This is a genomic window from Streptomyces sp. NPDC006879 (assembly GCF_042869595.1).
Lineage (GTDB): Bacteria > Actinomycetota > Actinomycetes > Streptomycetales > Streptomycetaceae > Streptomyces.
Window position 1 is genome coordinate 1 of record NZ_JBIAGC010000029.1, and the last position, 13,289, is coordinate 13,289.

General features: G+C 70.2%; 14 protein-coding genes. 4 read left to right on the forward strand and 10 right to left on the reverse strand.

Annotated elements, in window-relative coordinates:
* Window positions 1–260: 260 nt before the first annotated feature.
* Window positions 261–1,217, forward strand: coding sequence for a threonine/serine dehydratase (locus ACFYMC_RS20520; RefSeq protein ID WP_388527142.1), 957 nt, complete (start codon window positions 261–263; stop codon window positions 1,215–1,217).
* 111 nt (window positions 1,218–1,328) lie between these two features.
* On the opposite strand, the gene ACFYMC_RS20525 is transcribed toward ACFYMC_RS20520, so the two are convergent.
* The 5 genes from ACFYMC_RS20525 to ACFYMC_RS20545 form a co-directional block, all read right to left on the reverse strand.
* The gene (locus tag ACFYMC_RS20525; protein ID WP_388527145.1) at window positions 1,329–2,207 is read right to left on the reverse strand and encodes a hypothetical protein; all 879 of its coding nucleotides are present in this window, start codon (window positions 2,205–2,207) and stop codon (window positions 1,329–1,331) included.
* A 414-nt stretch (window positions 2,208–2,621) separates the two neighbouring features.
* Window positions 2,622–4,055, reverse strand: a complete 1,434-nt coding sequence (locus ACFYMC_RS20530; protein WP_388527148.1) for a hypothetical protein — start codon at window positions 4,053–4,055, stop codon at window positions 2,622–2,624.
* On the reverse strand, window positions 4,045–4,602 hold the full coding sequence (locus tag ACFYMC_RS20535; protein WP_388527150.1) for a DUF6114 domain-containing protein: 558 nt from the start codon (window positions 4,600–4,602) through the stop codon (window positions 4,045–4,047). Before ACFYMC_RS20535 ends, ACFYMC_RS20530 begins: the two co-directional genes overlap by 11 nt.
* A 193-nt stretch (window positions 4,603–4,795) precedes the next feature.
* Entirely contained in the window at window positions 4,796–5,431 is a 636-nt protein-coding gene (locus ACFYMC_RS20540; RefSeq protein ID WP_388527153.1) for a DUF6230 family protein, read from the reverse strand.
* A 586-nt stretch (window positions 5,432–6,017) separates the two neighbouring features.
* Window positions 6,018–6,998 (reverse strand): tetratricopeptide repeat protein, encoded by a 981-nt coding sequence (locus ACFYMC_RS20545; RefSeq protein WP_388527156.1) that lies wholly within the window; start codon window positions 6,996–6,998, stop codon window positions 6,018–6,020.
* 260 nt (window positions 6,999–7,258) lie between these two features.
* Here ACFYMC_RS20545 and ACFYMC_RS20550 point away from each other — a divergent pair, with 260 nt between their 5' ends.
* The gene (locus tag ACFYMC_RS20550) at window positions 7,259–7,885 is read left to right on the forward strand and encodes a TetR/AcrR family transcriptional regulator (protein ID WP_388527159.1); all 627 of its coding nucleotides are present in this window, start codon (window positions 7,259–7,261) and stop codon (window positions 7,883–7,885) included.
* An 82-nt stretch (window positions 7,886–7,967) separates the two neighbouring features.
* Here ACFYMC_RS20550 and ACFYMC_RS20555 read toward each other — a convergent pair whose 3' ends face one another.
* The 4 genes from ACFYMC_RS20555 to ACFYMC_RS20570 form a co-directional block, all read right to left on the reverse strand.
* Complete coding sequence (locus ACFYMC_RS20555) at window positions 7,968–9,668, reverse strand: methylmalonyl-CoA mutase (RefSeq protein WP_388527162.1); 1,701 nt, start codon at window positions 9,666–9,668, stop codon at window positions 7,968–7,970.
* Window positions 9,669–9,762: 94 nt separating this feature from the next.
* Window positions 9,763–10,089, reverse strand: a complete 327-nt coding sequence (locus tag ACFYMC_RS20560) for a DUF3817 domain-containing protein (protein ID WP_388527165.1) — start codon at window positions 10,087–10,089, stop codon at window positions 9,763–9,765.
* A 101-nt stretch (window positions 10,090–10,190) separates the two neighbouring features.
* Complete coding sequence (locus ACFYMC_RS20565) at window positions 10,191–10,700, reverse strand: MarR family winged helix-turn-helix transcriptional regulator (protein WP_388527168.1); 510 nt, start codon at window positions 10,698–10,700, stop codon at window positions 10,191–10,193.
* A 21-nt stretch (window positions 10,701–10,721) separates the two neighbouring features.
* Complete coding sequence (locus ACFYMC_RS20570) at window positions 10,722–10,985, reverse strand: hypothetical protein (RefSeq protein ID WP_388527171.1); 264 nt, start codon at window positions 10,983–10,985, stop codon at window positions 10,722–10,724.
* A gap of 160 nt (window positions 10,986–11,145) precedes the next feature.
* Between ACFYMC_RS20570 and ACFYMC_RS20575 the strand changes: the two genes are divergently transcribed.
* Together ACFYMC_RS20575 and ACFYMC_RS20580 are read left to right on the forward strand one after the other, a co-directional pair.
* The gene (locus ACFYMC_RS20575; RefSeq protein WP_388527174.1) at window positions 11,146–12,135 is read left to right on the forward strand and encodes a DUF5937 family protein; all 990 of its coding nucleotides are present in this window, start codon (window positions 11,146–11,148) and stop codon (window positions 12,133–12,135) included.
* Window positions 12,136–12,221: 86 nt separating this feature from the next.
* Complete coding sequence (locus tag ACFYMC_RS20580) at window positions 12,222–12,752, forward strand: putative immunity protein (RefSeq protein WP_388527177.1); 531 nt, start codon at window positions 12,222–12,224, stop codon at window positions 12,750–12,752.
* Between the two features lie 66 nt (window positions 12,753–12,818).
* Here the strand turns inward: ACFYMC_RS20580 and ACFYMC_RS20585 are convergent, their stop codons facing one another.
* The gene (locus ACFYMC_RS20585; RefSeq protein WP_388527180.1) at window positions 12,819–13,169 is read right to left on the reverse strand and encodes a DUF3817 domain-containing protein; all 351 of its coding nucleotides are present in this window, start codon (window positions 13,167–13,169) and stop codon (window positions 12,819–12,821) included.
* Window positions 13,170–13,289: the final 120 nt, after the last annotated feature.

The window sequence follows — 13,289 nt, forward strand, 5'->3', positions numbered from 1 at the left end:
TGAGCAGGGCGTCCAGGTCATTCGTCACAGATCGATCTTGGACGCCCTGTCTGCGTTCCCAAACGCACCGTCAGCATTCGGAATGACTCGTCTAGTGAGGGTTCGCGGTCGTCCGCCGGCACTCTGGGAGGTCGCGGGTGTGGTGACGACGCGCAGCCGGTGTGTGGGCGGGCGGTGGTAGGTGGGCAAGGCAGCAAGCTGCACCACCCGCAAAGGGGAGCTGTTTCCCAGAAGCCCACAAGTCCGCATAGCTTTGGGCCATGGCGCCTTCCACGCAGTTGACGTACGAGGACGTGAAGCAGGCCGGCGAGCGGATCGCGGGGCGGGTCCGGCCCGCCACCGTGGCCCCCGCGGCCGGTCTGCCGACGGGCGGACTCTGGTACGCCCTGGAGTTCATGCAGCACACCGGCTCGTTCAAGGCCCGCGGGGCGTACAACTTCCTCGCGGCCCACCGGGAGTCGGGGACCCTGCCGGAGGCCGGGGTCACCATCGCCTCGGGTGGGAACGCCGGTCTGGCGTGCGCCTGGGCCGCGCGCGGGCAGGGCGTGCGCGCCACCGTCTTCCTCCCGCGGACGGCGCCCACGGTCAAGGTGGCCCGGCTGCGTTCCTACGGCGCGCAGGTCCAACTCGTGGGCGAGCAGTACGCCGACGCTCTGGCCGCCTGCCAGGACTTCGCCGCCCGGACCGGGGCGCTGGCCTCGCACGCCTATGACCATCCGCTGATCGCCGCCGGGGCGGGCACCGTGGTCGAGGAGGTCCTGGCTCGGGTCCCCGGGCTGGACACGATCGTGGTCTCGGTCGGAGGCGGCGGGCTGTTCGCCGGAGTCGCCACGGCGGCCCGTCAACACGGGTTGCGTACCGTGGCCGTGGAACCGGAGCACTGTCGGGCGTTCGGTGCCGCACTGGTGAAGGGCGAGCCGGTCGACGTCACGGTGGACTCGGTGGCCGCGGACGCGCTCGGCGCCCGGCGGGTCACACCGCTCGCGTTGGCGGCGGCCGGGGCCGGCCATACCGAGGCGGTGCTGGTGACCGACGCGGAGATCGTGAAGGCACGTCAGTTGCTTTGGGATGAGGGCCGGTTGGCAGTGGAGCATGCCGCCGCCACCGCGCTGGCCGCCATCGCCTCGGGGCGATATGCGCCGTCCGACGGGGAGAAGGTGGCGGTGGTGCTGTGCGGGGCGAACACCGACCCGACTGATCTGGTGCTCCCCGCCTGACGGCTGCCACCGGGGCGGTCGTACGGGCAGACCGCCGGCGCCGCGAGGGGCTACCCGGCACGGTCGGTGCGGGGCAGCCCCTCGTCGATGGTGCGCCAGGAGGCGAGTGACCTACGGCTTCTTGTGCGCCGAGGTGTCGCCCGGCGCCGATTCGACGGCTTCGTTCTCGGAGGCGGCCGGTTCGGCGGCCGGCTCATCGCAGTTCGCGAGGGTGCTGCGCACCCGGTCTCCGGTCGAGAAGTGCCTGACCTTGCAGGTGTTCTTCCCCAGGTTGCCGTCCACCTGCCCGTAGCCGGGGCCGATGACCAGGGTGGCGCCACCGACACCGCGAATGGTGTCGGCGCCCGGACCGCCCTGGACGATGCCGGAGGACTCCTCGCCGAGCGAGGTCATCTCGATGGTGTCGTTCTCACTGCCGCCGATGACCCGGCCGCCGAAGTCCACCCGCTTGGTGACGATGTAGTCGGCGCCGTCGTTGCCGAAGACCTGGCCGCCACCGCGCTGGAAGGGGCCAGGCTGGCCGAAGACGCTGCCGGTGGTGATCTGGTCGTCGCCCATGTCCCCGTGGACTTCCGCGCCGTGCGCCCCGACGCCCCAGACCGTGCCGGTGATGATCGTGTCGTCGCCGTCGCCGCCGCGCACCTGAACGTCGTCCTTGTCCGGGACGAGGTTGTTGACCTGAATGGTGTCGTCGCCGTCCCCACCACGGACCTGGGCGTCGATGATCATGCCCTTGACGCGGATGTGGTCGTTTCCGCCGCGGCCGTCGAGCACCGCGTTCTTGAAGTCGTTCTCGCACAGGATGATGTCGTCGGCCGGGGTGCCCAGCACGGAAGCGCCCTGTTCCACCGTCACACCGTTGAGGGTGCACTGGTGGGAGGGAAGAGAGTCGGCGGCCTGGGCGGGGGCGGCGGCGAGCGCGGCGGCGGCGAGCGCGGCGAAGGCGAAGGCGGAGGCCGTTCTGCGAGGCAGGCGATGCGTCTGGGGCATGGGGGCTCCAAGAGTCGTCGATCGGTGCCCAGAATCTAGGCACGTCCCGGTGAATCGTGGGATGACCACTTCGGAGCGTCGGGGGCACAGTCAACCGATTGGGGGCCAGGTGTTCCCCCGGCCAGCCGTCTGGCCCGCCCGTCGCGGGTGTCGCGGGGAGCGGGCCAGACGGTCCGGTACATGGGTCCGGCGCGGAAGTACGCGTCCGGTTGTTCACCGGGTCGGTATGCCGCCCGGGGTCCGCCTGTGGGCGGGCCGAAGCGGCTGCGGCCTGGCGGGCGCACGAGGGCGGGTACGGCACCTCGCCGCAAGGGTCGGATCGCCCGAAAACGCCCGGCACGGGGATGCCCCTGCGACATGTGACGTACGCGTCCGACGCCGCGCGCTGATCGACCGCGGGCTACGGGAGCGCCCTCAGGCGATCCAGTTCTTCAGACCCGGGACGGTCAGGTTGCCGCCGAACTGACCTGCCTGGGTGACCTTGGCATGGGTGAAGAACGCGAAGGGCACGTTCAGTGGCGGTGGCGTCTGGGGGCTGAAGGTCACCGGGATCAGACCGAACAGGTTGCCCTTGAGCTCCTCGGTGTACATCGTCACCGTGCCGCCGCGAATCGTGGAGGTGGAGCCGGAACGGGCCTTGAGGTGCGCGGTCCTGCCGCCCCCCTCGACCTTCTGGTAGAGGTCCTTGATGTCCACCGAGGAGGCGGTGAACTTCAGCACCTTCTTGATCTTCCCGCTTCCGGTCTTGACTTCGACGATGCCGTGGTAGTCCAGTCCGTAGAGGGTCAGCAGCGAGCTGTCGAGGTGCCAGGGCTCGTCCGGGAGCAGCGGGGCGCCGGGTTCCAGTTCGGCTTCGGCGAGCGCCTTGGCGTCGTGGGTGGGGCAGGGGAACGGCTCCTTGCCGTCCTTCTCCTTCTTGGCGTCTGGGGACTTCGCCTCCTCGTCCTCCTCGGCAGCCTTCTTCTTCGCGACCTTCTCGGCCTTGTCGTCCTGCGCCTTGTCGTCCTGCGCCTCGTTCTGCTCGGCGCCGGACTTCTCGGAGGTGGACTTCTCGGAGGTGGACTTCTCGGAGGTGGACTTCTCGGAGGTGGACTTCTTCGAACCCTCGGGCTCCTGCGAGTCCTGGGCTTCGTCGGCCTCCCCGGCCCGCTTTTCGCCGGTCTCGTTCTTTGGCGTGGTCTCGGTCTTCTTGACCTCTTCGGGCAGGTCCTCGACTGCGACCCCCGCGTCTCGGGCGGCCTTGCGGATCTCCTCCTCGCTCGGGAGGGTCGCGGTGAGCACGGCCTGCGCGGCCCCGCCCACCCCGTCGGCGAGGCGCTGGACGGTACCGCTCGGATCCACCGGGTCGAGCAGGTCGCCCACCGCGGTCCGGTCGCCGGCGCGGGTGGTGGACCCGTCCGCCGAGTCCTGCGCGGCCTCGTCCACGGAGTCCGCGGTGGGAGGCTCCTCGTTGCTGCGGGCGTCCGGGGAAACGTCGGGCTGCGGGCGCTCGGTCTCCTTCGGTTCCGGCTTCGAAGTCGCCTTGCGGGTCTTGGGCTTGGCGGACTTGGAGGGTTCCGGCTTCGCTGACGGCTCGGTGCGCTCCTCCGGCTCCACCGGCTCGTCCGAACGCGTCACGCAGGGCCCCGGGGCGAAGGGGATGTCCTTCTCGTCCGCCAGAGCCAGGCGTGGGGCCACACCCATCCCGACGAGGACGGCACCGGGCATCGCGGCCAAGGCCATGGCCTTGCCGGCCGGTATCTGAAGCTTCGTCAGCAGCGACTTCCTGGGGGCCGCGTGGCGCGGCCCCTTGCGCTCACGGGACTCTGCACCCGGCCCGTCGGCCGACTGCGTCTGGTCACCCCGCACTGTTCCTCCCGCCATTGGCGTGGGCAGTCGTCTCGGTCGCGGTCTGGTGCGGCACGTCCTCGTGCCGGCCCGCCGCCTCGTACTGCTCCCCGTCCGCCGCAGCGGCTACCTCGTGGGCTCCTTCGGGGGCCGCCTCCTCGCCCGCCTCCTCCACCGGTTCTCCCGGCGCCCAGGACAGGGCGAGACCGCCGCCGACGAGAGCGCAGAGGAAGCCCATCAGGAAGCCACCGACGTTGGAGACCGGTAGTGACACCAGGGCCAGCAGGATCGACGCGACGCCCGCGAAGACCCGTACGGCCTGCTGGAACCAGAGCGTCAGGCCGAGCGTGACGAGGAGCACGCCGATGATCAGGGAGCCCGCGCCTGCCGTGGTCGACATGGCCAGGGTCATGTTTCCCAGTTGGAGGCTGGCGTAGGGGAAGTAGGCGATCGGAACGCCGCCGAGCAAAGTGAAGAACCCTGCCCAGAAAGGCCGTTCGCCGCGCCAGACGCGGAAACGGAACCTGAGGTCGGTGAATCCGCGGGAACCCGTGGTCTCGGCGTTCATGGAAACAGCTCCCTGGAAACGGTGGTACGGAGAAGAGGTGCTCCGAGCGGGCGGACGGCAGGTGCCGCCCGCCCTCCCGGTCAGGTGCCCAGTGCTGCGGCGGGCGGTGTCCGCCCGTCGAGGAGCAGCGTCCGGTGCGCGGCCTCCGGCGTGCCGGGCGCCACGACGCTACGGACGCTGCCCGCCCGCGGCACTAGTAGCACTCGTCGACGCCCTTGATGAGCCGCAGGCTCAGGTCGTTGAGCTTGAACGTGCCGGCCGTGGTCGCCCACGCCCGCTGCTTGACGTTCTCCAGCACGGCCACGTCGGCGCGCTGCGAGAAGCCGTACGGGTTGGCCTTGGTGCCGGGCTGGATCGGCGTCTTCTGGGACTTGTCGCCGGCGGCGACACCGATGTCCAGGTTCTCGAAGTAGGCGTCGGCGTCGAGGTCGGCCACATCGAGGTAGATGTTGGTCGCGACCGCCGGGCGGTCCTTCTTGTAGCCCGTCTTCAGCTTCAGCGTGATGTTCCCGAAGATGGGCACTTCCGGCGTCACGACGGACTGGCACATGTTGGTGATGGTGGCCTTGGAGAAGCCGGACACCGTCACCGGGTTGAGGGTCTTGTTGCCCTTGAGGTCGTGCCCCTCGGCCAGACCGCCGTACTGGATGAGGTTCTCACCGACGAGCTTGTCGGCTCGGACCTTGAAGTCCTGGCCGGAGACGCTGAAGGACGCCGCCAGGGCGCCCTGGGCCAGACCGACGCCCACTGCCGCGGTCGCCGCGATGCTGGGCACCATGACGAGCGCGAAGCGCTTCCATCTCGTCCCGCCACGAACCTGGGAATTCATGTTGTTCCTCCTTCTCGGACGTACATCTCCGGTCCGGGTACGAGCCCGTCCTGGGATGGGAGAAGTGCTACGTCCTCGGGAAGGAGCGCCTGCCTCCGAGCAAGCGGGAACCGCGTGCGGAGCACCGACGATCACCCCCGAGCGACAACCACTGGTCACGCACGCCGCGTAACCGGGGTGGACAGGCCCTGCCGGTGGCAGAGACCCCCCTGTCCACGGCCGGCAACACAGCCGCCGGCCGGCTCGGTGGGGACCCATGGATCCGTGCCCCGCTTGGGTGAGGGGCTCCGGAATGGACCGAGCGTGGCCGATCGTGGTGCATTCGGGGCCGGGGCACAAGAGGTGTCGTTACTGGCTAGTAACGGCCCGATAACCGGGATGCGATTCACTGGCGAGGGGCGGTCGCGCTGGGTGGCGCCGAGGAGTGAAGCGAAGGGGGAGGATCAGCTAGAAATCCGGTCAGAACACGGAGTTCGGTTTACTGCGAGTAACAGCGGCCGCGATTGCCAAGATTTGGCAAAGCGCAGCCGCTGTCAGTCATCTTGTCAACAAATCGTCGGTGTCCCGAGAAGTTTCGGGCGCGACCTCAGAACAACACCCGGGCCAGCGCCGTCCGCGCCTGCGTCACCCGAGGGTCGTCGCCGCCGATGACCTCGAAGAGCTGGAGCAGACGCAGTCGGACCGTCTCCCGCTCCTCACCCGCCGTCCGGCGCACGGTCTCCACCAGTCGACCGAAGGAGTCCTGCACGTGGCCACCGGCCAGGTCCAGGTCCGCCGCCGCGATCTGCGCCTGAACGTCGGCGGGGTCCTCGGCCGCCGCCTGACGCACCGCCTGCGGGTCCATTTCGGCCACCCGCTGGAGGAGTTCGGCCTGCGCAAGGCCCAGCCGGGCCTCGCTGTTACCCGGGTCGTCGGCGAGCACGTTCTTGTAGGCCTGGACCGCGCCACCGAGGTCGCCCGCGTCCAGCGCGTCCACCGCGGCTTCCAGCAGGGCGTCGTACGGGCCGGCGGGAGCCCCCGCGGCACCCTCGGATTCCAGCGGTCCGGCGGACGCCTCAGCGTCCACGGCGATGCCGGTCAGCCCGAAACGCTCCTCGGCCACCTGCACCAGCTGGGCGAGGGTCTCGCGGATCTGCTGCTCGGGCACCGCACCCTGGAACAGGGGCAGGGCCTGGCCGGCCACGACCGCGAAGACCGCGGGGATCCCCTGGATGCCGAACTGCTGCATCAACATCTGGTTGGCGTCGACATCGATCTTGGCCAGGACGAAGCGGCCGTTCGCCTCCACGGCGAGCCGCTCCAGCAGGGGGCTGAGCTGCTTGCACGGCTCGCACCACTCGGCCCAGAAGTCGAGGACGACCGGGACTTCGGCGGACCGCTGGAGGACGTCCTGCTCGAAGGACGCCTCGGTGACATCGATGACGAGGGCGGAGGGCGACACGGCGCCTCCATCGCCCTGGCGGGCGGTTTCCGCGCGCGCGGCCTCGGCCTTCGCCTTGGCCTCGCCGGCCGCCTTCACCGCGGCGAGGTCGACGACGCCGCTCATGGACATGTTTCTGGGCTGCATACGCCTATCCTCCCCCCTGGTGGGCACACGGACGAAAAGTCCATGTGCCTAATGAGCCGCTCCCACGGTCGAACGGTTCCCGGCTCGACGAAGATCCCAAGGCTTCGGCACCGGGTCCCCACCTGATGCCAGTGGCTGTCGCTCTTACGCTACGAGCCGTAGCGTAACTCTTGGAAGCCGCCGACGCGCCACCGGGGCCTCCCAACCTCCGGTGATTTGGGCCACAGCACTTCTGCTACTGACGGGTATGGTTCACCGGCATGTGCTCCCGAACCACCAAGTCCGGTCGGACCGGGCGCCCCCGCAACGCCGCGGCGGACCGGGCCATCCTCGCGGCCACGCGCGAGGCTCTGGTCGAACTGGGCTGGTCGAAACTGACCATGGGGGACGTCTCATCGCGCGCCGGGGTCGCCAAGACCACCCTCTACCGACGCTGGGCGGGCAAGAACGAGCTGGTCGTCGATGCGGTGGCGGAGCTCTTCGACGAACTGAAACTCCCCGACCGCGGCAGCCTGGAAGCCGATATCGAAGGCGTGGTACTCCAGTTCGCCGCACTGCTCGAACGCCCCGAGGCCAAGACCGCGCTCATGGCCGTGGTCGCCGAGTCGACCAGGGACGAGGCGCTGCGCGAGAGGATCCGCTCGGCCATCGTGGACCGGCAAAAGCACCTCGTCCTACTGGGACGTCAACGAGCCCAGGAGCGTGGCGAGTTGCCCGACGAGGAGGATGCGGAGCTCGCCGGACGGGCCACCGACCTCATCTTCGACGTGATCGCGGGCACCGTGGTGCACCGTGCACTGGTCAGCGCGGAACCGGTGGACGAGCTGTGGACGGCCACCTTCACCGCCCTGCTGGTGCACGGCCTTCGGGGAACCACCCCGGGCTGACCGGAACGACGCCCCTCTCCGGGCGCAGAGAGCCGGGCCGCCGGAAGGTGAACCATCCGACGGCCGCGCACTCCACCGCTGGTCAAAAGCCCGGCGGCTCCGTGTAGGTGCCCCACTCCTCGCGCAGGACGCCGCAGATCTCACCGAGCGTGGCCTCCGCGCGCACCGCGTCCAACATGGCCGGAATCATATTGGTGCCGTTCCGTGCGGCAGCCAACATCGCCTCCAGCGCGGACTCCACCCGGGCCTCCTCACGGCGGTCTTTGCGCTCGCCGAGGACCCGGACCTGCTCCCGCTCCACCTCGTGACTGACCCGCAGGATCTCAAGGTCACCGGTGACCGAACCGTGGTGGACGTTGACGCCGACGACCCGCTTGTCCCCCTTCTCCAGGGAGCGCTGGTACTGGAAGGCCGATTCGGCGATCTCGCCCGTGAACCAGCCGTCCTCGATCCCGCGCAGGATGCCGGAGGTGATGGGCCCGATCGGATGCCTGCCGTCAGGATGGGCCCGCAGACCCCGCTCCTTGATCTGGTCGAAGATCCGCTCGGCATCGGCCTCGATCCGGTCGGTCAGCTGCTCCACGTACCAGGAACCGCCCAACGGGTCGGCCACCGTGGCCACGCCCGTCTCCTCCATCAGTACCTGCTGGGTGCGCAGGGCGATCTCGGCGGCCTGCTCACTGGGCAGCGCGAGGGTCTCGTCGAGGGCGTTGGTGTGCAGCGAGTTGGTGCCGCCGAGCACGGCCGCGAGGGCCTCCACGGCGGTGCGCACCACGTTGTTGTACGGCTGCTGGGCGGTCAGTGAGACACCCGCGGTCTGGGTGTGGAAGCGCAGCCACTGCGCCTTGTCCGTCTTGGCGCCGTACACCTCCTTCATCCAGCGGGCCCAGATCCGACGGGCCGCCCGGAACTTGGCGATCTCCTCGAAGAAGTCGAGGTGGGCGTCGAAGAAGAAGGACAACCCGGGCGCGAACACGTCCACGTCCAGGCCGCGGGACAGGCCGAGCTCCACGTAGCCGAACCCGTCGGCGAGGGTGTAGGCGAGCTCCTGCGCGGCCGTCGCGCCGGCCTCACGGATGTGGTATCCGGAGACGGAGAGCGGCTTGTACGCCGGGATGCCCTGGGCGCAGTACTCCATCAGGTCGCCGATGAGGCGCAGGTGCGGCTCCGGTTCGAAGAGCCACTCCTTCTGCGCGATGTACTCCTTGAAGATGTCGGTCTGGAGGGTGCCGTTGAGCACCGCGGGATCGACACCCTGACGCTCGGCGGCGACCAGGTACATGCAGAAGGCGGGGACGGCCGGTCCGCTGATCGTCATGGAGGTGGTGACGTCCCCGAGCGGGATGTCCTTGAAGAGGATCTCCATGTCGGCGGCGGAGTCGATGGCGACCCCGCAGTGACCGACCTCGCCGAGGGCCCGAGGTTCGTCGGAGTCCCGCCCCATCAAGGTCGGCATGTCGAAGGCCACGGAGAGGCCGCCACCGCCGGCGGCCAGGATCATCTTGTAGCGCTCGTTGGTCTGCTCCGCGTTACCGAAGCCGGCGAACTGACGGATGGTCCAGGTCCGGCCGCGGTAGCCGGTGGCGTGCAGCCCCCGGGTGTAGGGGTACTCGCCCGGCCACCCGATCCGCTCGAAGCCCTCGTAGGTGTCGCCCGGCCGCGGCCCGTAGACCGGGTCCACCGGGTCGCCGGAGAGCGTGGTGAAGTCGGCGTCCCGCTTGCGGGCCTTGTCGTAACGGGCCTGCCAGCGTTGGCGACCCTCCTCGATGGCATCAGCTTCCATGCTTCAAATTTACTAGGACGTCCTAGTAAATGTCGATGGGAAACCCCCGGAGGTTGCACACCCGTTGCATCCCCGGGGGTCGGACCAGCAGGACTCAGGCCTTCGCGGGCGCGGTGACGCCGTCAGCGAGAAGCGCCCGGGCCTCGCGGGTGACCTTCGGCTCCACGAAGAAGGAAGCGAAGGGAATGCAGCCGGCCGCCAGCACCCAGGCGAGCTTGCCCAGCGGCCACCGGGCCTTGGAACCCAGGTCGAAGGCGAAGATCACGTAGATGATGAAGAGGACGCCGTGGATCTGCGAGATCAACATGGTGTCGCCGGCCTTGAACCCGTACTTCGCGATGATCGCGGCGGTGAACACGAGCAGCCAGACCGCCGTGGCGTACGCCATCACCCGGTACCGGGTCAGAACATTCGACTTCATGGCGCCGAGCCTAACCGCAGCACGGCGGCGCCCCTGACCGGGGTGTGCGACCGCACAAGGCCCGCGGCCCGGCGCCCGCACCGGCGGTGAGCTGCGGTTCGCTACCTCTCCTCGAAGTCCCCCGCTGCCACCCGCAAGGGGCGCAACATGGCGAAGATCTCCCCACACTCCTCGTCGTCGTAGGCGCCGAGCCCGAAGTTCACCGCCATCAGGTCGCGGGTGGCCGCTTCCACCACCTCACGCCCCTTGTCGGTGATCGACGCCAAGGTGCCCCGCCCGTCGTTGGGGTTCGGGCGCTTGGCGACCAGGCCGGACCTCACCAGTCGGTCCACGGTGTTCGTCACGGACGTGGGGTGCACCATCAACCGCTCGCCGATCTTCGACATGGGCAGCTCGCCGGCCTTCGAGAAGGTGAGCAGGACCAGCGCCTCGTAGCGGGCGAAGGTCAGGCCGTACGGCTTGACCACCGCGTCCACCTCGCCGAGCAGGATCTGCTGGGCCCGCATGATCGAAGTGATCGCGGCCATCGAGGGCACCGGCCCCCACCGCTGCTGCCAGAGTTCGTCGGCGCGGGAGATCGGGTCGAAGGAGAGGCTGAGCGGTTTGGGCACGGGCTCGACCATACCGGCCAGTCATATGACGGTCAGCTCTGTCTCGCCTTTCGGTCCCCGCTCCCCGCTGAGGCGCACCTCCCGCAGCAGGGCGAGCACGCACAAGGTGCCCACAACGCCGGCCGCCGTCACCGTAGCCGTCAGTGCGAAGAACTCCGCCACCACCCCGGCCAGCGCCATCCCGGCCCCCTGAAACGTCATCAGCCCGGTGCTGAGTACCGTCCCCAACGGCATCGCGCGCACCAGGAGCCCGAGGGTGGTGGTGCCCGCACCGATCCGGTCCACGTAGGGGCCATCAGCGCCTCCGGCACGACGCAGAACGACGAACAGGGCGCGGTATCCGACGGTGCAGCGGGCTTCAGCATGCGGCAGAGCGTGCCGCCCGGGCCCCTGGCCCCACTAGGCTTTCGGGCTGGTCCGAATCCTGCCGCGAAGGGCGCACCGCATGCCGTTCCACCTGCACTTCGGGGCCGAGGACCTGTTGCGCTGTCGGTTCGCCATCTCCCCGCTGTGGGAGGCACACGAGGCAGTGCGGACCCTGGCCCGCCCCGAGCGCCACGCCTACCACCTGCCCTGGCTGCGCCACAGCCGCGGGGCCCTTGAGGGCCTCGACCTCGGGCCGCTCCTGCTGCTCATGCCGCTGCGCGGCTACACCCCGGACTTCCTGGGGCGCCCGCCGACCGGGACCGCCTCGACCTTCGAGGAGGAACTGGCCGCCGTCCGCGCCACCGACGCGCAGCAGGCCCGGCGCGATATCGCCCGCTCGCTCGCCGACACCCCCGGCGCCACCACATCGGCCACCGGACGGGCCCTGCTGGAGGACCCGGCCCGGGCGGTACGCGAACTCGCCGACCTGACCGAGCAGGTGTGGCAGTTGTTGGTCGCCCCGCAGTGGCCACGGCTACGGACCCTGCTGGAAGCGGACGTGGCCTTCCACGCCCGCCGCCTGGCGGACGGCGGGTTGGAAGGGCTCTTCGGCGGCCTGCACCCGCGGCTGAGCTGGCGGGAGGGAACCTTGACCCTCCACCGGGACGGCGAGCACGAAAGGGAACTCGGCGGTCAGGGGCTGGTGCTGATGCCCAGCGCCTTCGCCTGGCCCGAGGTGATCGGCGGCTTCGACCCTCCCTGGCAGCCCACCGTGGTCTACCCGGCGCGCGGCATCGGCGGCTTGTGGAACACGGAGGGCCCGCACACCCCGCAGGCGCTGGCACGGCTGCTGGGGCGCGCCCGGGCCGAGGTCCTGCTGGCCCTCGACGAGCCAGCCTCCACGACGACCCTGGCCAGGCGCCTGCGCCTCGCGCCGTCCTCCGTCTCCGCCCACCTGTCCGCTCTGCGCGGGGCTGGCCTGCTGGTCTCAGGCCGGTACGGGCACCAGGTGCTGTACGAGCGCACCCCGCTGGGGCTCGCCCTGGCCACGGGCGAGGGAACCGGATGAGGCAGCCGAACGGCCCTGCGAGGCTGCGGTCAACGTCGGGTGCGGGGGCCGGTACCGCGGGCGAGGACCTACGGCAGGATGAGACCGTGCCCACTGAGCCGCGGATCGAGCTGAGCCAACACGAACTCCGGGAGATCACCGGCTACGCCGCCGCATGCGCAGGTCGGGTCCTGCCGGTCTTCGAAGGCAGCTGCCCCGGTGACGCGCGCCCGCGCGAGGCCGTGGAGGCAGCGCGGCGCTACGCCGGCGGTGGCCGTCGCGACTCCGCCCTGCGCCAGAGCGCCTGGGCGGCCTACCGGGCGGCGCGGGCGGCCTCTTCGCCCGCCGCGGTCGACGCGGCGCGGGCGGCGAGCCACGCAGCCGCCGCCGCGTACCTGCACCCGCTGGCAAGTGCCCATCAGGTCAGGCACGTCCTCGGCGCGGCGGCGCACGCGGCGCGGGCGGAGGAGCTGGCTGCCGCAGCGGACCGGCCCGTCACGGCGGGAACCCTGGCGTGGGCGAGTCAGCAGGCGCCGCCCTCGGTCAGGGCGGTCCTCGGCCGGCTGCCTGCCGCCCCTCCCGGTGGCGGACCGGTCGGCGCGATCATGCGCGAGCTCGACGCCGCCCTGCGTGCCTGACGGACAGGTTCCGCCATGCGCCCGGTGCCCTGGCGAGCACCGGCGTTCGCGAGGGCGGCGAGCAGGTCAGGCGGTGGCCGCGCTCTGTTCACGGGCCGCGGCGTGGGCGGCGGCCACGTGCTGCTGCTCTTCGGCGCGCAGCAACTTCTCGGCGAAGAACCCGCCGAAGGGGATCAGCGAGAGCACGAAGACGACCAGCGGGCGCTTGACGGCCCAGCGGGTGCGGTTCCAGGCGTCCGCGAGGAAGACCACGAAGAGCACGACGAGGATTCCGTGGACGGCTCCCATGACCGGGACTCCGTTGAACTCGGTGGTGCGCTTGAGGACCGAGCAGGCCAGCAGCAGCAAGAAGGAGACGGCCTCGACGGCGGAGACCAGTCGCAGGCGGCGGACGGCGGTGGCGGTCTTGATGTCCACGGATCGGGCCTTCGTCAGGGGGTGGCGGTCCGGTCCATTGTGGCAGTCGGTTTGCCTGATCTTGGCTCGGGGTCGGCCGGTGTGACGCAGACCGTGGGGTTATCGGCGGCGAGGCCCTGT

Excerpts from the sequence above, each read along its gene's own strand:
- ACFYMC_RS20555 (WP_388527162.1), bottom strand. The coding sequence starts at position 9,668 with ATGGAAGCTGATGCCATCGAGGAGGGTCGCCAACGCTGGCAGGCCCGT.
- ACFYMC_RS20560 (WP_388527165.1), bottom strand. The coding sequence starts at position 10,089 with ATGAAGTCGAATGTTCTGACCCGGTACCGGGTGATGGCGTACGCCACG.
- ACFYMC_RS20520 (WP_388527142.1), top strand. The coding sequence starts at position 261 with ATGGCGCCTTCCACGCAGTTGACGTACGAGGACGTGAAGCAGGCCGGC.
- ACFYMC_RS20575 (WP_388527174.1), top strand. The coding sequence starts at position 11,146 with ATGCCGTTCCACCTGCACTTCGGGGCCGAGGACCTGTTGCGCTGTCGG.
- ACFYMC_RS20540 (WP_388527153.1), bottom strand. The coding sequence starts at position 5,431 with ATGAATTCCCAGGTTCGTGGCGGGACGAGATGGAAGCGCTTCGCGCTC.
- ACFYMC_RS20535 (WP_388527150.1), bottom strand. The coding sequence starts at position 4,602 with ATGAACGCCGAGACCACGGGTTCCCGCGGATTCACCGACCTCAGGTTC.
- ACFYMC_RS20550 (WP_388527159.1), top strand. The coding sequence starts at position 7,259 with ATGTGCTCCCGAACCACCAAGTCCGGTCGGACCGGGCGCCCCCGCAAC.
- ACFYMC_RS20525 (WP_388527145.1), bottom strand. The coding sequence starts at position 2,207 with ATGCCCCAGACGCATCGCCTGCCTCGCAGAACGGCCTCCGCCTTCGCC.
- ACFYMC_RS20545 (WP_388527156.1), bottom strand. The coding sequence starts at position 6,998 with ATGCAGCCCAGAAACATGTCCATGAGCGGCGTCGTCGACCTCGCCGCG.